Genomic DNA, 19864 nt, shown 5'->3' with positions numbered 1-19864 from the left:
AAAACACAGAACCTCCCTGTGTTTTTTCTTTTACTTCCTGTCTTTCCTAAATCATAGTCTTGATTTTTTGCGCATAGCTTTCTAATAGGACACGTCGAAAGAGGGGAAGACATTGGAAAATGCTATTAAAATGCTCAATCATCATACGGACGAAGCAACAAAACAAACACTGCAACTATTAGTAGAAAAAAAGCGTAAACAAGATACATTCAAAAAGAGGGAGTGGAGATGGAGAATTTCCTGCTGCATCACCTTGGGATTATTCTTGATTTACATTTACTTTTTCATTTTCCGTCAAGCGCCATCCAACTCTGAGGGTATTTCCTATTTCTTTGATCGTTCCATTCACTTTTGGATTGTCATGTTTATAGGAGTTCAAATTGGGATGATTAAGTATTTACTGTATAAGAAAGACAAAGCAGAAAAGGAATACCATGATCTCCGAAAGGAAATGGTGAAACGAAGCGACGACTATTGGTCAAAACCGGTAGATTGGAAGCAGCGACATCAAGTATTCGATTTAATGAAAAAAGAGTTTGATATCAATTTGTATCATGAGACCAAGTGAGTGTGATACAGATTTAGATTCAATGTGATATAGTTGGATTACTACTAATCGCAGAAGGGGAACTTCAACATGCTATGGATTCTACTTGGAGTGGTGGCTCTTTTAGGAGTATCACTTCTTTTTTATATGTATAAACAAGCCACACAAGAAAATATTATAGAGCAAACTCTCGCTTTTCCAGAGTTTCCGCAAAGTTTTGGGGAAATAAGGATTTTCTTTATTTCAGACATCCATAGACGGAAAATCAGTTCTGATTTCATACAAAAATTAAACAATATAGATTTGGTCATTATTGGCGGAGATTTAACAGAGAAAAATGTCCCTTTTCAACAAGTTTCTGAAAATATCGAACAACTAAAGAAACTCGGCATTGTTTTTTTCGTATGGGGAAATAATGACTATGAAGTCGAGTATCATGAATTGGACTCCCTATTGCTTCAACATGGGGTGAAAATATTGGACAACACTAGTTATTTATTTGAGAGTAAACAGGGAGACATGCTTGAAGTAGTTGGAGTGGATGACATGGTACATGAAAGGGACGAGCTTGACGTCGCTTTAAACAATACCATAAGTGAGAGTTTTAAAATTTTGGTCAGTCATGAGCCTGAGATAGTGGAAAAGTTTACGAGCGTAGAAAAAATCAGCCTAGTATTGAGCGGGCATACACACGGTGGGCAAATAAGGATATTCGATTATGGTCCTCATGAAAAAGGGAGGCTTTCTCAGTTGCCCCATACAACCCATTTAATCAGTAATGGATTTGGGACATCCCTTGTGCCGCTAAGGCTTGGTGCCCCGCCTGAAACACATATTTTAACCATTACAACCCGAGCGGAGGCCTGATTTTTGGGTTCCGCTTTTCTTTTTGGAAGCGAACTATTATCTGGCATAGTAAACAAGATTTAACCTATTCAAAACCTATACAAAGTTTACACAACGACCAGCGTGCTATATACTTCAAGTAATGATTTTGAAAAGAGAGAAAGGGATCTGTATGGCAAATAATGAAGGAAAGTACAATATTAAGGCAGCATCAAAAATGCTGGGTATCCAACCCGGTACATTACGGGCCTGGGAAAGAAGATATCAGATCATCGCTCCCGTAAGGAACGAGTCTGGACACCGTTTATACACAGAGGAGCATATTAAGATACTGAAGTGGTTGATTCAAAGGGTAAATAAAGGGTTTACCATCAGCCAAGCTGTTTCGCTCCTTGAAAAAAACAATCAGGCTATTCTGGAGTCAGATTCCCCCCAACATACGGATCAACAAGACTTATCTACTGATTTGCTAAACCAATTGTTAGAGGCACTTTTAGAGTTTAATGAAGGTCAAGCGCACGAATTAATGGATAAAATATTTAGTTTGTATTCAGTTGAAAAAGTATTAATAGATATATTGGGGACGTTACTCGTGAAGGTTGGTGACATGTGGGAAAATGATGAAATATCAAGTGCACATGAACACTTTGCTTCTGCTTTTTTACGTTCTAGAATAGGAATGATTCTCCACGGATTGCCAGTTAACGGATTCCTTCCCAAAACCGTGTCTGTGTGCGGGCCAGGAGAATGGCATGAGCTCGGGTTATTAATCTATACACTTTTTGTAAGAAGAAAAGGTTTCGAAACCATTTACTTAGGTACAAGTATTGCAGATGATGATATTCATGTAGTATTAAAAGAAGTGCAGCCCAAGTTTTTATTCCTGTCTTGTACGTTGTCCGTCAATCTGCCAAAAACATTAGAAATGGTGAAAGATCTAAAAGAGCAATATCCGGAACTGATGATCGGTTTGGGCGGTACGGCCGTGGATAAAATGCCTGAGAACAAGAAAAGTGAATATGCTGATCATTTGATCGGTAATTCCATGAAACAATGGGAAGATTGGTTAAGAATCAGAATGAATTAATTTCCACACCAACAATGAGTATTACTCACGAACCAACTAACACCTTTTATCATAAAATGTAAGAAGTTCAATGGTGTTAAAGGTTGGGAGGAGTCTTTCATGCGGCTGGAACGGTTAAACTACAACAAGATAAAGATATTCCTCACATTTGATGACTTGGAAGATCGCGGGTTGACAAAAGAGGATTTGTGGAAGGATTCGCAAAAGGTTCATCAGCTGTTTCGAGACATGATTGATGAAGCTAGTGCGGAACTGGGATTTGAAGTGAGCGGATCATTGAATGTGGAAGTATATGCTCTTCAAGCCCAGGGAATGGTGGTTATTGTAACATCAACAGAACACGAAGAAATAGAAGAAGAGTTCAATGATGATTATATAGAGATGCAAGTGACGGTAGATGAATGTCAAGAACTGTTTTATGTGTTTCAATCTTTCGATCACTTAATCGATTTAGCCAAAAGGCTTCAAAGCCTTAAAATAAATGGCGGTACCATCTATTCGCATGACCAAATGTTCTATCTTCTGCTGATGGATGAAGATGTAGATGCCGACATTAATATCGATACCTTAATTGCCCTTTTATCTGAATATGGTACACCATCGACGATGACGATACATCGAATAGAAGAATACGGTAAGTTGATTATGAGAGATTCCGCACTGAAACAAATAAATTCGTATTTTAATTAGAAAGCAGCCTATTCTACATAATATATTTTGTAGTGTAGGCTGTAAGTATTTTCTGATATTTCTTACGTTTTGTAATCGGTTACATTTTTTTAATAAAAGTTTATTTTCTATCTTTGCATAAGTTGAAGTAAGGTGTATACTATGTCATGAAGACGGACTATTTGAATCTTATTATGTGAGACAATCTAGGAGGTTTACTTATGGTAGCCGAGAAAAGCAATGATAAAAAAAGTTCCAATGAAGATAAGTTAGATGTTTTAAAATCGACACAAGTTGTTATACATAAAGCACTAGAAAGGTTAGGCTATCCCGAAGAAGTGTATGAATTACTAAAAGAACCTTTGCGTATGCTGACAGTGAAAATCCCTGTTCGTATGGACGACGGATCAGTGAAAATCTTTACTGGATATCGCGCACAACATAACGATGCAGTTGGACCAACCAAAGGTGGAATTCGTTTCCATCCCAATGTCTCTGAAAAAGAAGTAAAAGCCCTATCCATCTGGATGAGCTTGAAATGTGGAATAGTGGATCTTCCTTATGGTGGTGGTAAGGGGGGAATCGTCTGCGATCCTCGTGAAATGTCATTTAGAGAGCTTGAAAGGTTAAGCCGCGGCTACGTTCGTGCGATTAGTCAGATTGTAGGGCCTACAAAGGATATTCCTGCTCCAGACGTTTTCACCAACTCTCAAATCATGGCTTGGATGATGGACGAATACAGCAGAATTGATGAATTTAACTCTCCTGGCTTCATTACAGGAAAACCTTTAGTGCTTGGTGGTTCCCATGGCCGTGAGTCAGCTACAGCTAAAGGGGTTACTATCTGTATCCGTGAAGCAGCCAAGAAAAAAGGAATTAACATTGAAGGAGCTCGCGTAGTTGTACAAGGTTTCGGAAATGCTGGAAGTTACCTTTCCAAGTTCATGCATGATGCTGGAGCCAAGGTTGTAGGTATATCCGACGCTTACGGTGGACTGTATGATCCTAACGGATTGGATATCGACTATTTGTTAGACCGCCGTGACAGCTTCGGAACGGTTACAAAGCTTTTCAACAATACGATCACCAACAAAGAATTGCTTGAGCTGGAATGTGACATTTTAGTTCCTGCAGCCATTGAAAACCAAATTACAGAAGAGAATGCACATAATATTCGTGCCAAAATTGTCGTAGAAGCAGCAAATGGCCCTACTACGATTGAAGGTACGCAGATTCTAACGGATCGCGGCATCTTGCTTGTTCCTGATGTCCTTGCAAGTGCAGGTGGCGTGACTGTTTCCTACTTCGAATGGGTTCAAAACAACCAAGGTTATTACTGGACAGAAGAAGAAGTAGAAGAGAAACTTGAGAAGGTTATGGTAAAATCATTCAACAATGTGTACGATACATCTCAAAGCCGCCGTGTGGATATGAGATTGTCCGCTTACATGGTCGGCGCCCGTAAAATGGCGGAAGCTTCCCGCTTCAGAGGATGGATATAATATTTGCTTAAGACTTCACAATCCCCTATCATATAATGATGGGGGATTTTCCGATTGTGTAAATAAATGAAGAGCCAGCAACGGAAATCAACAAAGTTATATTCATTCCCCTGAATTTTAGAATACGGAGTTGAACAACGGTGATAAACAGAGATGCCATCATTGTCGGCGGTGGTCCGTGCGGCCTGGCAGCAGCCATTGCGCTTAAGGATGCAGGACTATCCCCGCTTGTCATAGAAAAAGGAAACATCGTAAATGCCATCTATAATTACCCTACGCACCAAACATTCTTCAGCTCAAGCGAAAAGCTGGAGATAGGAGAAGTGCCTTTTATTACAGAAAATAGGAAACCTGTTAGAATACAAGCTATGACATACTATCGTGAAGTTGTGAAGAGAAAGAAAATTGAAGTGAATGCGTTTGAATTGGTAGAACGTGTGGAAAAAGTCCATGATGGTTCATTTAACGTACATACCTCCAAACAGTCCTACTCCACAAAATATGTCATTATAGCTACAGGTTATTATGATAATCATAATAAACTAGATGTGCCAGGGGCTGATTTAGATAAAGTGGCACATTACTTCAAGGAAGGGCATCCTTACTTTGATAAACATGTTGCTGTACTCGGGGGCAAGAATTCCAGTGTCGACGCTGCATTAGAATTAGTGAAAGCAGATGCACATGTAACGGTCATCTACCGTGGGGGAACTTATTCTCCGAGTGTAAAACCGTGGATTCTTCCTGAATTTGACGCACTGGTGCGAAACGGAACGATACGCATGGAGTTTGAATCAAATGTGACAAAGATATCGGAGAAAGAAATCTCTTTTGTAAATAAGGCTGGAGTAGAAAAAACCATTTATAATGATTATGTATTTGCCATGATTGGTTATCATCCCGATCATTCTTTCCTGACCAAGATGGGTGTAGGGATTGATGAGGAAACTGGACGGCCGACTTTTAACGAGGAAACGATGGAAACAAATGTTTCAGGTATTTTCATTGCAGGTGTTATAGCCGCGGGTAATAATGCAAATGAGATCTTCATTGAAAACGGTCGCTTTCATGGCGGGATGATCGCAGAATGCATTAAAGGGCGAGAATAGATAGTATATAAAAAAGCCAGTATCCAATGTTGGAAACTGGCTTGCGTTTTATCTTAGAAATAACTCCTGTAACTTAAGAGGGTCATTCGTACTTTCTAGTGCAACCATCAGTTTGATTCGTGCTTTTTGGCCGTTAAGACCATTGGAGAATATTACCCCAAGTTCCTTTAAACGACGCCCGCCTCCCTCATAACCGTAGATATCCTGGACGATTCCGTTAAAGCATCGTGAAACCATCACAACCGGGATGTTGGCTTCCCTTAAAGACTTAATTCCTTCCACTGCTGTTGGAGGAATATTCCCCTGTCCAAGAGCTTCTAATATTACCCCATCAACATGCATATTTTTCAACGCATGAAAAATACTTGAATCCATTCCTGCATATGCTTTCAAAAGCATCACATTTTTGGTGACGGAATCCACTTGATATTTGTCTTCGGAAACAGGGGAGTGGTGAAAGAATGCCCCTCGCTTAGTTACAATTCCGATTGGACCATATTGTGGACTCTGAAAGGTTGCTATATTGGAGGTGTGTGTCTTTGTTACATTTTTGGCTGTATGAACTTCATCATTCAATACCACGAGTACACCTTTATTTATAGCTTCTGAACTTGCGGCAACCTTAACTGAAGAAAGCAGGTTGTACGGGCCATCAGAACCAATTTCATTGCTTGAACGCATAGCTCCGGTCAATACGATGGGGAGCCGGGTCTGGACAGTTAAATCAAGGAAAAAGGCCGTTTCCTCTAAAGTATCCGTTCCGTGGGTTACCACGAACCCTTCAATGCCACGTTCTATGACTTGTTGATCAATAAATTTAGAAAGCAAATGCATATGTGTCGATGTGATGTGCGGAGAAGGAAGGTTGAAAAGTTCATGGCTTTCTATATCAATATTGCTGTCCACAATCAACGGTATCGTAGTCAAAGGATTTCTTTCACCGGGTGATACTGCACCGGTCTGTTCATCCTCTGACATCGAGATAGTCCCTCCAGTATGTATAATCATGATTTTCTTTTTCATTGACATATGTCACCTCATTAAATTGGACTGTTTTCTTGTATTAACTTTGCAAATGTTTTTTTCTCAGTTTACAAACAATTTCCAAAAGTTTTCACATCTTATTTCATTAATTACGATAACATGATACGATAAAAAAAAACAGATTGAAACGAGGCTTATTTATGCTGGCAGTTGTGTCCGCCGGGATTGCTCCAGGTTTAGCATTATTGTCTTATTTTTATTTAAAGGATACATTAAAAAAAGAACCAATTACTTATGTATTTAAAATGTTTATGTTCGGTGCTTTACTTGTGTTTCCGCTTATGTTTATTCAATATGTCATTGAGCTTGAACTCGGAGTAACTTCCCATTTTGTAAAAGCATTTCTCATGTCCGGTCTCCTCGAAGAATTTTTTAAATGGTTTATTCTCATTTATCTGGTCTACCAAAACCTCCATTTTGATGAGCATTACGACGGTATCGTTTACGGAGTTGCCGTATCACTTGGCTTCGCTACAGCTGAAAATATTCTCTTTCTTATTGCCAATGGAGTGGAACTTGCCTTGGGCAGAGCGATTCTTCCTGTCTCAAGTCATGCCTTATTCGGTGTAATAATGGGGTATTACCTTGGCAAAGGGAAATTCAATACGAATACGAAGCAAAAGAGGATATGTCTTACTCTGTCATTATTAACTCCGATCTTTTTACACGGCCTGTATGACATGATTATTCTTTCCCAGAAGTATTGGGGATTGTATATGGTCCCCTTTATGGTGTTCTTATGGTGGCTTGGCCTTAGAAAAGTAAAACTCGCAAATACAGCAGAAATATAGCTCACACAAACGTTAAATCTTACAACGGTTGTGGCGAGCTATTTTTTTGTGTGACATCCATTTTATGGAATACCTCTTTTCTCCAAATGAACCTGTATAAAATACCAATATCTACAGAAAATACATTGTAACAATTGTTTAAAGTAGTCAAAGGAGGAAATGTAAGGTGAAACGGTTCCTGTTAATTTCATGTATGTTTCTTTTCAGCACCTGTATGTTATTTTCGATAAATCAACATTCAGTCAGCGCCTTTTCTGAGCAAATCATCCAAAGAGGCGCGACAGGGAATGATGTGGTCGAATTGCAAGCACGCCTCCAATATAACGGGTATTACCATGCAAGAATTGATGGGGTATATGGGTGGAGCACATATTGGGCAGTAAAAAATTTTCAGCAAGAATTTGGATTAGATCATGTGGATGGGCTTGTCGGACCTAAAACGAAACAAATGCTTCATAAGTCTACGAAATTCTATAAAGATTGGGTTCACCAGCAAATCAAGTCCGGTAAAAAGTTTACGCACTACGGGGGAATGGAGTTAAAGTACCAAGTAGAACCTTCCCAGGCGACCGTTGATAAAGCGAAACAAGGGGCAGCAAATCAGTGGGAACAGCAAAAGCCTCAATATCAAAAGCAAACTCCGGCGGCTCCGCAAAAGGACCAAGCTAAGCCGGCGCCAAGTCAACAGCCTGCACCAGAACAAGAACAACCGGCACAACCAGCTCCTGAGCAGCAGCAACCAGCACAACCAGCACAACCAGCTCCTGAGCAACAACCTGCACCAGAAGAGCAAGCGCCAGCACCAGAAGAACAAGCAGCTCCCGAAGACCAACCTGCAGAAGAAGAGGGAGAAGCGCAGAGTGCTACCAACATGCCTGGCGGTTTTTCGGAAAACGATATTCAATTGATGGCAAATGCCGTATACGGGGAAGCGCGCGGAGAACCGTATGAAGGTCAGATTGCGGTAGCGGCTGTTATTTTAAACCGTATCAACTCGCCTACCTTCCCAAATACAGTTTCAGGTGTAATCTTTGAACCGCTAGCCTTCACAGCAGTTGCTGACGGTCAAATTTGGCTAACTCCAAATGATACGGCAAAAAGAGCGGTCATTGATGCGATCAACGGAATGGATCCATCAGAAGGGGCAACTTATTATTTTAATCCTGATACCGCAACAAGTGGTTGGATATGGGGTCGTCCGCAAATTAAGCGAATTGGAAAGCACATTTTCTGTGACTAAAGAAGAGGGTGAAGAATTATGTTGAGACTTGTTATCATCGCTGTTTTAGCAATTGCAGTAGCAGGAACAGGCTATTGGGGTTATCAAGAGCATCAAGATAAAAACGCAGTCCTCATCAATGCGGAAAACAATTATCAGCGTGCTTTTCATGACCTTGTCTATCATGTAGATTTGTTGCATGACAAAATTGGAACTACCTTGGCAATGAGTTCAAGAGAGCAGTTGTCACCATCCTTTGCGGAGGTGTGGAGAATCACGTCAGAAGCTCAGAATGACGTAGGTCAGTTGCCGTTGACACTTCTTCCTTTTAATAAAACGGAAGAGTTTTTGACCAATACAGGGGATTATACGTATCAAGTGGCAATCAGGGATTTGGACAAAAATCCTTTATCGGAAGAAGAATATAGCACCCTGCAAGCGCTCTATCAAAAATCGGATGAAATTAAACAAGAGCTGAGAAGAGTACAAAGCATGGTTATGAGCAACAACCTGCGCTGGATGGATGTGGAACTTGCGCTTTCTGCTAAAGACCAGCCGCAAGATAACACCATCATTGACGGATTTAAAACGGTAGAGAAGAACGTGGAAGGCTATGATGAAGCTGACTTCGGTCCAACATTTACCTCTATGAATAAGGAAGACAAGAACTTCAGCCAACTCTCAGGAAAAACAATAACAAAAGAAGAGGCTAAAAAGATTGCGGATAAATACTTAGAGCTTGAAGGAAACGAAAAGATTACCATTACTGAAAATGGAGAAGGTTCTAAGTTTGGCTTCTACAGTTTAAAAATTGTAGATAAAAACCAGCAGGACACATTCATGGATATTGCTAAAAAAGGTGGTATCCCTATCTACCTGGTTCAAAACAAAGAATCTAAAAAGAAAAACATCAGCTTGAACGAAGCAACCGAGAAAGCTAGAAACTTTCTGAAGCAAAATAATTTTGACACGTTGGATTTGTATGAAAGTGTGGAATACAAAAAACTTGGTATTTTTACGTTTGTGTCAAATGTGGACGGGGTAAGGATATATCCTGATTCCATTAAGATGAAAGTGAGTCTTGAAACAGGCGAAATCGTAGGGTTTTCTGCAAAAGATTACTTAATGTCACATCACCTGCGTGAAATACCAGAACCGGGTATTACATCTGAAGAAGCTACGGAGAGAATTAATGATAAAGTGATGATCATGGAAGATTCCCTTGCCATCATCAACAATGATCTTGGTGAAGAAGTGCTTTGCTATGAGTTCTTGGGTACAATCGATAATGACACCTATCAAATTTTCATCAATGCCAATGATGGCAGTGAAGAAAAAGTCGAAAAGTTAAAAAACCCGGAACTATTATATGATTTGTAATTATATGGAGGAAAAGTCAAATTTGGCTTTTCCTTTTTTTCGTAAAATGGTTTAATAAGTATATAGAGAGAACGGGTTTGTGAGGGAGGCAATTTTTTGTTAAAGCCAGGGGTTGTATTAACGCTACAGGTGAGAAACGATGATAAGGTTGAAAAATATAGATGTAAAGTACAGGAAGTTAAAGAGAGAGAATTTTATGTAGATTATCCAGCCCATATAGTTAACGGGAGAACAACATACATATTAAACGGCACGCAACTACTTATTACTTACGTGTCAGATGAAGGTGTAGCATACACATTTGAAAGTGAAGTCCTTGGACGTATGAAGCAAGCCATTCCAATGGTTCAATTATCCTTTCCTGGATACCATATGGTGCAAAAGGTCCAGCGTAGGCAATATGTAAGGGTTGAAAGTAATATCGATGTCTCGGTACATCCGCTAACCCATCATTTTTCACCATTTATTACAGTCACCCATGATATTAGTGCTGGAGGAGCTTCGCTTAACCTGCCTAAAAACATCAGTATCCCAGAAAAAGGGCACGTATTCACCACTTTTGTCATCCATTTGAATAATGGGGAGACGCATTATTTAAAACTTAAAAGTAAGGTCATTAGATTAGTCGAGGAACCTGCAAAGAAAAGATGGAAAGCATCATTGCAGTTCGATCCTATTAATGAATTAGAAAGACAGATAATCATGAAGTATTGCTTTGAACAGCAGCTATTGTTAAGAAAAACGTATTCGTTAGCATAAATCCTTCCAAATCCATCCATACTAGTACTAGTGAAAAGATCGGAAAAAAGAGGGAGATTGAAATGAAAAGAGTGGAAGGGATTATCATTAAACTGATAGTCATTCAATTGATCTGTCTAATTTGTGCTCAAGGACTCTTGTTATATACCGAATCTGCCCCTTTTTTAAGCAAGGTCATTCAGTATGAAGGAGTAGGTGGCATGAAGATAATAGAACATATAGAAACATTCGACCAAAGTAGATGAGTATGATAAAATATACATGCAATATGTGTGAGAAAATATGCAGGGTAACCTGCTTTTTTCATGCGAAAAATGATAAAAGGTACATTCAGGAGGAACTATGAAACAACAATTATCTATAGCAATTGATGGCCCTGCAGCGGCTGGTAAAAGTACGGTAGCAAAAATTGTAGCAGACAAACTGGGTTATCTATATATTGATACAGGGGCTATGTACAGAGCTGTGACGTTCCAGGCGATTCGAGAGGATGTAAATCTTGAAGACGAGGAGTCTTTGCAACAACTGGTAGAAAAGATGGATATCGACCTTCGAATTGCAAACAATCAAACGCAACACGTCTACATAAATGATGAGGATGTAACAGAACAAATCCGCACACATGAGGTGACAAATAACGTGTCCATTGTTGCCAAACATAAACATGTCAGAGAAGAAATGGTTGCAAGGCAAAGAGTGCTGGCTAAAAGAGGCGGCGTTGTAATGGACGGAAGAGATATCGGGACTCATGTACTACCTGATGCTGAAATAAAAGTCTTCCTTTTGGCTTCTGTGGATGAAAGAGCACATAGAAGACATGCTGAAAATCTCTCTAAGGGCTTTGACTCAGACCTTGAAAAACTGAAAGAAGAAATTGCTAGAAGAGATAAACTTGATTCCGAGCGCGAAATTGCCCCATTACAAAAGGCAAAGGATGCGAAAGAAATTGATACCACTTCTTTGGGAATTGAACAAGTTGTAGGTAAAATAATGGATTTGGTTGATCAAAAAGAGGAGACTAGGTAACCATGACATTCTACTCATTTGCCAAGTTCATCGTTTCTGTTGTGCTAAAGCCGCTATACCGTATTAAAGTGGTGGGAAGTGAAAATATACCTAAAGAAGGTTCCGTTTTAATCTGTTCCAACCATATAGATAATTTGGATCCTCCAGTTGTCGGAATCACTTCCCCAAGGACTGTTCGCTTTATGGCAAAGGAAGAAATCTTCCATGTTCCTATTCTTAAAACGATCCTACCAAAGCTGCATGCTTTCCCTGTTAAAAGGGGAATGAGTGACAGGGAAGCGTTGAGAAAAGCATTAAAAGTGTTAAAAGAAGGCCATGTTTTAGGACTTTTTCCAGAGGGTACGAGAAGTAAAACGGGCGAGCTAGGTAAAGGGTTGGCAGGCGCAGGTTTTTTTGCACTCCGTTCTGAAGCTACAGTAGTTCCATGTGCAATCATCGGACCTTATAAAAAGTTCCAGCCACTTAAAGTGGTATATGGAAAACCAATCGATTTTACCCAACACAGGTTGGAAAAAATCTCGGCAGAGGAAGCTACTATATTGGTAATGGATTCCATAAGAGAACTTATCGAAAAAAACAGATAGTTTAAGAGTTTTAACTTGACAAAATGTCCTATTTATTAGAAGTTAGTAGAAGGAAGCTAAATTATGTAGGAATTTGTTAAGGTTATTTCTATTAATTTATCACCTGGCAGTTCTAATTGATCTGTCCAATCAATCAAGTAAGTTAACATCCGTTAATTTATGAATTATTACACGAAACAAATGCAACTTTTGTTAAGTATGCATGTACTGGTTTATGCCGGCATGCTTACGTAACGTCTACCGTTACTTACATAAATAATGGATTAGCTGGTTTGTATGGAGGAGGTAATAATGATGGTGGAAGACATGAATCAAGTAGAAGTTAACAATTTAGAGGTTGGCAACACAGTGACTGGAACAGTTACAAAAGTAGAAGAAAAGCAGGTCCTTGTTTCCATTGAGGGCAGCAAGTTAGATGGTATCATTCCAATAAGCGAACTATCCAGCTTACATGTAGAAAAAGCGACGGATGTCGTTTCAGAAGGTCAAGAACTTCAACTTAAAGTAACAAAAGTAGAAGAAGAATTGCTGGTACTTTCTAAAAAAGCAGTGGATGCTGACTTGGCATGGGAAGATCTTCAAAAAAAATTCGAATCAAAAGAAGTATTTGAAGCTGAAATTAAGGATGTAGTCAAAGGCGGGCTTGTAGTGGACCTTGGCGTAAGGGGATTTGTTCCTGCTTCCTTAGTTGAAAATTACTTTGTAGATGACTTTTCCGATTATAAAGGGAAAACATTAACTTTTAAAGTGGTAGAACTTGAAAAAGAGAAAAATCGTGTTATCCTCTCTCACCGTGCTGTAGTAGAGGAAGAGATGCAAAATAAAAAACATCAACTATTAGATACCATTGAGACGGGCCAAGTGCTTGAAGGTACCGTACAACGAATCACCGACTTTGGAGCATTTGTTGATATTGGTGGAGTAGACGGGTTGGTTCATATTTCCCAATTATCCTATGAACATGTAGGAAAACCTTCAGATGTTGTGACAGAAGGCCAAAAGGTAAATGTGAAGGTTCTTTCTGTAGACCGCGATAATGAAAGGATTTCTTTATCTATTAAAGAAACATTGCCTGGACCGTGGTCCCAAGTATCAGAAAAGCTTTCTGCAGGTAGTGTGACAGAAGGTGTTGTTAAACGCCTTGTATCTTTTGGAGCATTTGTTGAAGTACTTCCTGGTGTGGAAGGCTTGGTTCACATTTCTCAAATTTCCAACAAGCATATCGGTACGCCGCATGAAGTATTAACAGAAGGCGATAAGGTACAAGTGAAAGTCTTGGATGTAAATGAAGCTGATCAAAGAATTTCCTTAAGCATCCGTGAATTGGAAGAGCCTGAGCAAGAAGAGGATTACAGACAGTATAACCAATCAGAGGACACTGGCGGTTTCCAATTGGGCGAAATGATCGGGGATAAACTGAGTAAGCTTAAGAAATAATAAATGATATACAAATAAAGATGTCAAGGTGATAACTGGTGAGTAGAGCTCAAAGGAAAATGGACCATATCCAACATGCATTAACTACTGGACAATTAAGGCAATCAGGTTTTGACGACATTATGATGGTTCACCAAAGCTTGCCTAACCTTGCCACCACTGACATTCAATTGAATACAAAAATAGGCGAACTTTCACTAAGTTCGCCTATTTTTATCAATGCGATGACAGGCGGTGGCGGCGAGAGAACGTGGGAAATCAATAAGGCGCTTGCTGAGGTAGCAAAAGTGTGCAATATCGGTTTAGCAGTTGGATCTCAAATGTCCGCAATCAAGGATCGTGATGAGGCAGCCACGTATGAAATAGTAAGAAAAACAAACCCAAATGGGCTCATTTTTGCTAACTTAGGAAGCGAAGCCACGGTTGATCAAGCCAAAAAGGCTGTAGATATGCTAGAAGCAAACGCTATTCAAATTCATTTGAATGTTATACAGGAACTTGTGATGCCAGAAGGTGACCGTGATTTTTCCGGTGCACTGAAAAGAATTGAGGAAATTGTTCATTCTATACACGTTCCGGTAATTGTAAAAGAAACAGGTTTTGGGATCAGCAGGGAGACCGCGACAAAATTAGTGGATATAGGGGTTTCTATTATTGATGTTAGTGGTTATGGCGGGACAAATTTCTCAAAAATAGAAAACGAACGCCGCACACAAAAATTGGAATTCTTTAACGAATGGGGAATTTCTACAGCCGCATCCATTGCCGAAGTTAAACATACAGTTCCTCATACCTCTATTATCGGCTCTGGGGGAATACAGAATCCAATGGATATTGCAAAAGCAATAACCCTTGGTGCTTCTGCTGTTGGAATGGCAGGTTACTTCTTAAAGACATATATGGAGGAAGGTCAAGAAACTCTGATTCAATTGATTCAACAGACGCACGACGAATTAAGATGGATGATGACTGCGCTTGGAGCCTCCACTATTGAACAATTGCAGCATGTTCCTGTCGTGATTACTGGGCAAACCTATCATTGGTTGACTCAACGTAGAGTTGATTGTTCGGAATTTAGTAATAGAACGTTTTAAAGGAATATTTAACGCCCTCTTTCTTATTTGAGAAAGGGGGCGTTTTTTTAAAATGTGAAAGTATACAAGTACAAGTGGGCGGTATAAAGACTTCCCCACCAGAAGGCGAAGCGATTTGCGGTAAGGAACAGCTGCGCTTAGTTAAATCCCGAATAATTATTTGTTTCTCTCTCTTGCTTCTGCAGGACCTTCCATGCTTGTCGCTCCTGGGTATTTTAGAGATTGATCGCGATCTGATTCAGTTCTCTTTTGGGCCTTCAATTTTCTTTCTTGTCTATCTTTTCCCATATGATCACCTCTTTTCCGAGAATATGTTTGATATTATTTGCCTTATCGTTAAAAACATACTGGGAAAAATGATTAGTATTCTCTCATTTTAGGCATAATGATTTGGTGAGAGGAGGGGAGAAAAATGGAAACAGCTGATCAATATTTTTATTTCTTATCTTGGGTGGGATGGATAATCGTTACGTTTTTCTTCCCTAAATCTACATTCCGAACATATATGTCTATTCTATTATTATTAGTGATTGCAGGCTCAACCACTGCTGTCCAAATTTTCGGATTCAGTGTGACTGTCTCTTTTCTCGTATTAGCAGTGTCTGCTTTTATCCTATTAGTAAACTCATTAAAGCAAAAATACCTTTTACATTACCTGTCCATCTGTACTGTAGCAATGGCGTATGTTTGCTTTATTATTTTTGAAATTTATGATCCTGTCTGGATTATTTTTGATAGAACTTGGTTGCTTTCCTTTATCATCTTATATTTATCCTTGCTATTGTTCAAAGCGAAGCGGGAAAGGTTTGTGTTTCAGCTTACTGGGGTCCTACTGGGTGAGATCTTGCACAGTATTGTAATAGACCGAATTTTTTCCTTTTCTGTAATTGGGTCATTTGAGTTTTTGGCAGTCCTTGCGCTATCTACAGCGGGGCTTTGTACATGGATGATATTTGAAACCTTGACCATACAATTAGATTCGTTAATACAAAAGCGTGTAAGGGAGAGACAAGGATGAATGAGTACACATTGCCCATCATTTTCGGTGTTGTAATAGGTTTAGCGACAAGACTTTATATGCTTGTTACGGATTATCGTCAATATCCTACCTATTTGCATGGAAAAATCATACACTTATCACTTGCGTTCATTGCATCTGGTTTAGGTACCATTGCAGTCCCGGCCATTATGGAAGAAGAGTTTGCAGCAATAACGTTTCTGGCTTTGGCAGCGTCCCAATTTCGTGATGTTCGGAATATGGAAAGAAACACACTAACTGAATTAGATTCATTTGAATTGGTACCTAGAGGAAGTACTTATATAGAGGGAATTGCCATTGCATTTGAAGGCAGAAACTATCTCGTTATGATTACAGCATTTTTGGCGACGCTTGCATATTTGGCAGCGAATGTGTGGGTAGGGTTAGTGGTGGGGATTTCTGCTGCTCTCATTTCCCACAAGTTAATGACTGGTGGGCAGTTGAAAGATATAGTGGATATTGAGTATGTAAAACCGCACTTTGATGGAGCAGGTCTGTATGTAGATAACATCTATATTATGAATATAGGTTTGCCCGAACGCCAAAAGGAAGTGTTGCATTACGGAATGGGATTTATTTTAAAACCTAAAAATTTTAACGCCAGAACTACTATAGCAAACCTGGGACAGAGACAGGCTATCCTGCACGATATGTCCACTGCCCTTGGAGTCTACCGTGATTCTGGAACACCTGCACTTGTTCCGTTGGCAAAACGGGACTTGGATGACGGCCGTGTCGGGGTATTCCTCTTGCCCCAGGAACAAGATTTAACCATAGGTATGGCTATCCTTGAAAGGGTGCCTACTTTAGAGAATGCAATAAGAATGCCTACGAAAAACTTGAAGAAAAAGGTGGAAAAGTAGGATGGAATTTGAGAAATACATACTTGCAGCTATAACCACCAATGCATCGAAAATAACAGGAGGGGTCCCGATTTTCCCCTGTGAAACGAAAGAGGAAATGGAATTTGTTGCAGCAAATCTAGAGGCGATACTAGATGGAATTGCCCATGGTTTGGGTGAAGAATTATATATTATCGTGAAACATTAAGGGCAATATAAAGACTTTAAAAAAGTCAGACTTCCTTATTGCGGGGAATAATGTTAAACTATTCAAGTTAGACCTTCCTTTGCAGGAGGGTTTCTTTTATTAGAGGATACAACAAAGTATCCAAAACCCGCCTTTAGTAAAGACTAAGAAAACCGAATGTTAAGTATGAAAGAAATATTACATAAATTATAGAAAAATGGGAGGGTGGTCACCATGCCAAAACCAACCGTAGCGATCGTTGGAAGACCAAACGTGGGTAAATCCACAATATTTAACCGAATTGTTGGAGAAAGAATTTCTATCGTCGAAGATGTACCAGGAGTGACAAGAGATAGAATTTACAGCTCTGGAGAATGGCTAAACCAATATTTTAATGTCATTGATACAGGTGGAATAGAAATAAGTGATGCTCCATTCATGACACAAATCCGTGAACAAGCGGAGATTGCCATTGATGAAGCAGATGTAATCATTTTCATGACAAACGGGCGTGAAGGATTAACTTCAGCAGATGAAGAAGTTGCCAAAATACTTTACCGTTCTAAAAAGCCTGTTGTTGTGGCTGTTAATAAAGTGGACAATCCTGATATGAGAGATACCTTATATGACTTTTATGCACTAGGATTTGGCGAGCCGATCCCGATCTCGGGTTCACATGGCTTGGGGCTTGGGGATTTGCTTGATTTTGTCATTGATAACTTCCCAAAAGATGAAGAAGAGGAATATGATGAGGATATCATTAAATTCTCGTTAATTGGCCGTCCGAACGTTGGAAAGTCTTCCCTTGTAAATGCGTTGTTAGGGGAAGAGCGTGTTATTGTTAGTGATATAGCCGGAACAACAAGGGATGCAATTGACACTCCTTACTCATACGACGGGAAAGATTACGTAATCATTGATACTGCTGGTATGCGTAAAAAAGGTAAAGTTTACGAGACGACTGAAAAGTACAGTGTATTACGTGCCTTGCGTGCTATTGAACGATCTGACGTTGTATTGGTTGTCATTAATGGGGAAGAAGGAATTATTGAGCAAGACAAAAAAATCGCAGGATACGCACATGAAGCAGGTAGAGCTATTGTTATCGTAGTGAACAAGTGGGATGCTGTGGAAAAAGATGAAAAGACTATGAAGGAATTTGAGCAAAAAATTAGAGATCACTTCTTGTTCTTGGATTATGCACCAATCGTGTTCTTATCTGCTAAGACAAAGAAGCGAGTCCATACACTTATTCCTAAAATTGAGTTGGCAAGTGAAAATCACTCCATGCGTGTAATAACAACTGTCTTAAATGATGTTATCATGGATGCAGTTGCGATGAACCCGACTCCAACCGATAAAGGTCAGCGCTTGAAAATCTATTACGCAACTCAAGTTGCGATAAAGCCGCCTACTTTTGTTATTTTCGTCAACGACCCAGAGCTCTTGCACTTCTCATACAAACGTTTCTTAGAAAATCGTATAAGAGATGCATTCGGTTTTGAAGGAACACCTATTAAACTAATCGCACGTCCACGAAAGTAAAAGGGAGGAGTGAATCAGTGAAAAAGGTTGCTGTATTGGGAGCTGGTAGCTGGGGAACTGCCCTTGCGATGGTTCTTGCCGACAATAATCATGAAGTTCGTCTATGGGGGCATAAACAGGCTCAAATTGATGAGATTAATCAAACTCATACGAATGAAAAATATTTAAAAAATATAAAACTATCCGATAAAATTATCGGGTATACATCGATGGATGAGGCGGTTGATTCTGTAGAAGCGATCGTACTTGCTGTTCCTACCAAAGCGATGAGGGAAGTGTGCCAACAACTGAAAGGCTACTTGAAGGCACCTGCCTTGTTTGTGCACGTAAGTAAAGGAATTGAACCTGATACTCACTTAAGGGTTTCGGAAGTGATAGAAGACGAGCTGCCGGAAACTGTCCGTGAAGCGGTTGTTGTTCTATCCGGACCTAGCCATGCTGAAGAAGTAAGTATGAGACAACCTACAACGGTTACTGCCGCTTCCTTGAATGCTGCGGCTGCTGAGAAGGTACAGGACCTTTTCATCAACCAGCATTTCCGCGTCTATACCAATAGTGATGTAGTGGGGGTAGAAATTGGTGGTTCTCTTAAGAACATCATTGCTCTGGCTGCAGGTATTACGGATGGACTAGGATATGGTGATAATGCGAAAGCTGCTTTGATTACTAGGGGACTTGCTGAAATCGCACGCCTTGGGAGTTGCCTCGGTGCCAATCCACTTACCTTCCTTGGTCTAACAGGTATGGGAGACCTCATCGTAACATGTACAAGCGTTCACAGCAGAAACTGGAGAGCCGGAAACATGCTAGGGAAGGGCATGAAGCTTGAAGAGGTATTAGATAGCATGGGTATGGTCGTCGAAGGTGTTCGTACAACCAAGGCAGCCTACCAGCTTTCACAGAAGCTCCAGGTGAAAATGCCGCTGACATCTGCACTTTATCATGTGCTATTTGACGGTGTGGATCCAAAGGATGCGGTGGATGAACTGATGAGCCGTTCCAAAACAACTGAACTGGACGACCTTGCACAACTTTTGGGTGACAGAGTCCAATAAATCCAGAAGCCCCTTTGTGTTATGAAGGGGCTTCTGTTTGTTTAAGACCATTTTTAATAGTCCATTAATACAGTTGATTTCCGTTCCAGGCGCTTCGCTTGC

Annotated in this window: 22 protein-coding genes; 20 read left to right on the top strand and 2 right to left on the bottom strand. The window is 39.9% G+C overall.

Features of this window, described 5'->3' with window-relative positions:
- The first annotated feature begins 112 nt into the window (after positions 1–112).
- The 6 genes from LG307_RS13000 (at position 113) to LG307_RS12975 (ending at position 5760) form a co-directional block, all read left to right on the top strand.
- The gene (locus tag LG307_RS13000; protein ID WP_404442568.1) at positions 113–568 is read left to right on the top strand and encodes a DUF2663 family protein; all 456 of its coding nucleotides are present in this window, start codon (positions 113–115) and stop codon (positions 566–568) included.
- Between the two features lie 69 nt (positions 569–637).
- Positions 638–1414: a metallophosphoesterase gene (locus LG307_RS12995; protein WP_404442566.1), complete on the top strand. Its 777-nt coding sequence runs from the start codon at positions 638–640 to the stop codon at positions 1412–1414.
- A 151-nt stretch (positions 1415–1565) separates the two neighbouring features.
- Positions 1566–2480: a MerR family transcriptional regulator gene (locus tag LG307_RS12990; RefSeq protein ID WP_404442564.1), complete on the top strand. Its 915-nt coding sequence runs from the start codon at positions 1566–1568 to the stop codon at positions 2478–2480.
- A 99-nt stretch (positions 2481–2579) separates the two neighbouring features.
- Complete coding sequence (locus tag LG307_RS12985) at positions 2580–3170, top strand: genetic competence negative regulator (RefSeq protein WP_404442562.1); 591 nt, start codon at positions 2580–2582, stop codon at positions 3168–3170.
- A 200-nt stretch (positions 3171–3370) separates the two neighbouring features.
- Positions 3371–4651 (top strand): Glu/Leu/Phe/Val dehydrogenase, encoded by a 1281-nt coding sequence (locus LG307_RS12980; protein WP_088018572.1) that lies wholly within the window; start codon positions 3371–3373, stop codon positions 4649–4651.
- A 140-nt stretch (positions 4652–4791) separates the two neighbouring features.
- Positions 4792–5760: a YpdA family putative bacillithiol disulfide reductase gene (locus LG307_RS12975; RefSeq protein WP_404442560.1), complete on the top strand. Its 969-nt coding sequence runs from the start codon at positions 4792–4794 to the stop codon at positions 5758–5760.
- A gap of 48 nt (positions 5761–5808) precedes the next feature.
- On the opposite strand, the gene LG307_RS12970 is transcribed toward LG307_RS12975, so the two are convergent.
- Positions 5809–6783: an asparaginase gene (locus tag LG307_RS12970; RefSeq protein WP_404442557.1), complete on the bottom strand. Its 975-nt coding sequence runs from the start codon at positions 6781–6783 to the stop codon at positions 5809–5811.
- A 161-nt stretch (positions 6784–6944) separates the two neighbouring features.
- On the opposite strand from LG307_RS12970, the gene prsW reads away from it, so the two are divergent.
- From prsW to fni, 9 genes are all read left to right on the top strand, one after another.
- Entirely contained in the window at positions 6945–7595 is a 651-nt protein-coding gene (gene prsW, locus LG307_RS12965) for a glutamic-type intramembrane protease PrsW (RefSeq protein ID WP_404442554.1), read from the top strand.
- Positions 7596–7788: 193 nt separating this feature from the next.
- On the top strand, positions 7789–8835 hold the full coding sequence (locus tag LG307_RS12960) for a cell wall hydrolase (RefSeq protein WP_404450449.1): 1047 nt from the start codon (positions 7789–7791) through the stop codon (positions 8833–8835).
- Positions 8836–8853: 18 nt separating this feature from the next.
- Positions 8854–10194 carry a germination protein YpeB gene (ypeB, locus tag LG307_RS12955; protein WP_404442551.1) on the top strand — a complete coding sequence of 447 codons (1341 nt, stop codon included), beginning with the start codon at positions 8854–8856 and terminating at the stop codon, positions 10192–10194.
- Positions 10195–10290: 96 nt separating this feature from the next.
- On the top strand, positions 10291–10953 hold the full coding sequence (locus LG307_RS12950; RefSeq protein WP_404442549.1) for a flagellar brake protein: 663 nt from the start codon (positions 10291–10293) through the stop codon (positions 10951–10953).
- A 62-nt stretch (positions 10954–11015) separates the two neighbouring features.
- Positions 11016–11198, top strand: a complete 183-nt coding sequence (locus LG307_RS12945; RefSeq protein ID WP_404442547.1) for a YpfB family protein — start codon at positions 11016–11018, stop codon at positions 11196–11198.
- A 97-nt stretch (positions 11199–11295) separates the two neighbouring features.
- Positions 11296–11979, top strand: coding sequence for a (d)CMP kinase (gene cmk / locus LG307_RS12940; RefSeq protein WP_404442544.1), 684 nt, complete (start codon positions 11296–11298; stop codon positions 11977–11979).
- A gap of 2 nt (positions 11980–11981) precedes the next feature.
- Entirely contained in the window at positions 11982–12563 is a 582-nt protein-coding gene (locus LG307_RS12935) for a lysophospholipid acyltransferase family protein (RefSeq protein ID WP_404442541.1), read from the top strand.
- Positions 12564–12857: 294 nt separating this feature from the next.
- Complete coding sequence (gene rpsA / locus LG307_RS12930) at positions 12858–14000, top strand: 30S ribosomal protein S1 (RefSeq protein ID WP_404450448.1); 1143 nt, start codon at positions 12858–12860, stop codon at positions 13998–14000.
- 38 nt (positions 14001–14038) lie between these two features.
- Positions 14039–15094 (top strand): type 2 isopentenyl-diphosphate Delta-isomerase, encoded by a 1056-nt coding sequence (gene fni, locus LG307_RS12925; RefSeq protein WP_404442538.1) that lies wholly within the window; start codon positions 14039–14041, stop codon positions 15092–15094.
- 156 nt (positions 15095–15250) lie between these two features.
- Here the strand turns inward: fni and LG307_RS12920 are convergent, their stop codons facing one another.
- Positions 15251–15382, bottom strand: coding sequence for a YpzI family protein (locus tag LG307_RS12920; protein ID WP_404428381.1), 132 nt, complete (start codon positions 15380–15382; stop codon positions 15251–15253).
- A 124-nt stretch (positions 15383–15506) separates the two neighbouring features.
- On the opposite strand from LG307_RS12920, the gene LG307_RS12915 reads away from it, so the two are divergent.
- The 5 genes from LG307_RS12915 (at position 15507) to LG307_RS12895 (ending at position 19762) form a co-directional block, all read left to right on the top strand.
- Positions 15507–16112, top strand: coding sequence for a hypothetical protein (locus LG307_RS12915; RefSeq protein WP_404442535.1), 606 nt, complete (start codon positions 15507–15509; stop codon positions 16110–16112).
- Positions 16109–16996, top strand: a complete 888-nt coding sequence (locus LG307_RS12910) for a YIEGIA family protein (protein WP_404442533.1) — start codon at positions 16109–16111, stop codon at positions 16994–16996. The genes LG307_RS12915 and LG307_RS12910 overlap by 4 nt, the downstream gene beginning before the upstream one ends.
- Before the next feature lies 1 nt (position 16997).
- A complete protein-coding gene (locus LG307_RS12905; protein WP_404442530.1) occupies positions 16998–17183 on the top strand; it encodes a capping complex subunit for YIEGIA in 186 nt (61 codons plus the stop codon).
- A 213-nt stretch (positions 17184–17396) separates the two neighbouring features.
- Entirely contained in the window at positions 17397–18707 is a 1311-nt protein-coding gene (gene der, locus LG307_RS12900) for a ribosome biogenesis GTPase Der (protein WP_404442527.1), read from the top strand.
- A 17-nt stretch (positions 18708–18724) separates the two neighbouring features.
- On the top strand, positions 18725–19762 hold the full coding sequence (locus tag LG307_RS12895; RefSeq protein ID WP_404442525.1) for an NAD(P)H-dependent glycerol-3-phosphate dehydrogenase: 1038 nt from the start codon (positions 18725–18727) through the stop codon (positions 19760–19762).
- The last annotated feature ends 102 nt before the right edge of the window (positions 19763–19864 follow it).

Source organism: Sutcliffiella horikoshii, from assembly GCF_044809035.1.
Classification (GTDB): domain Bacteria; phylum Bacillota; class Bacilli; order Bacillales; family Bacillaceae_I; genus Sutcliffiella_A; species Sutcliffiella_A horikoshii_G.
Note: the sequence above shows the minus strand (reverse complement) of the source record. Positions and strands in the feature narration are given on the sequence as shown.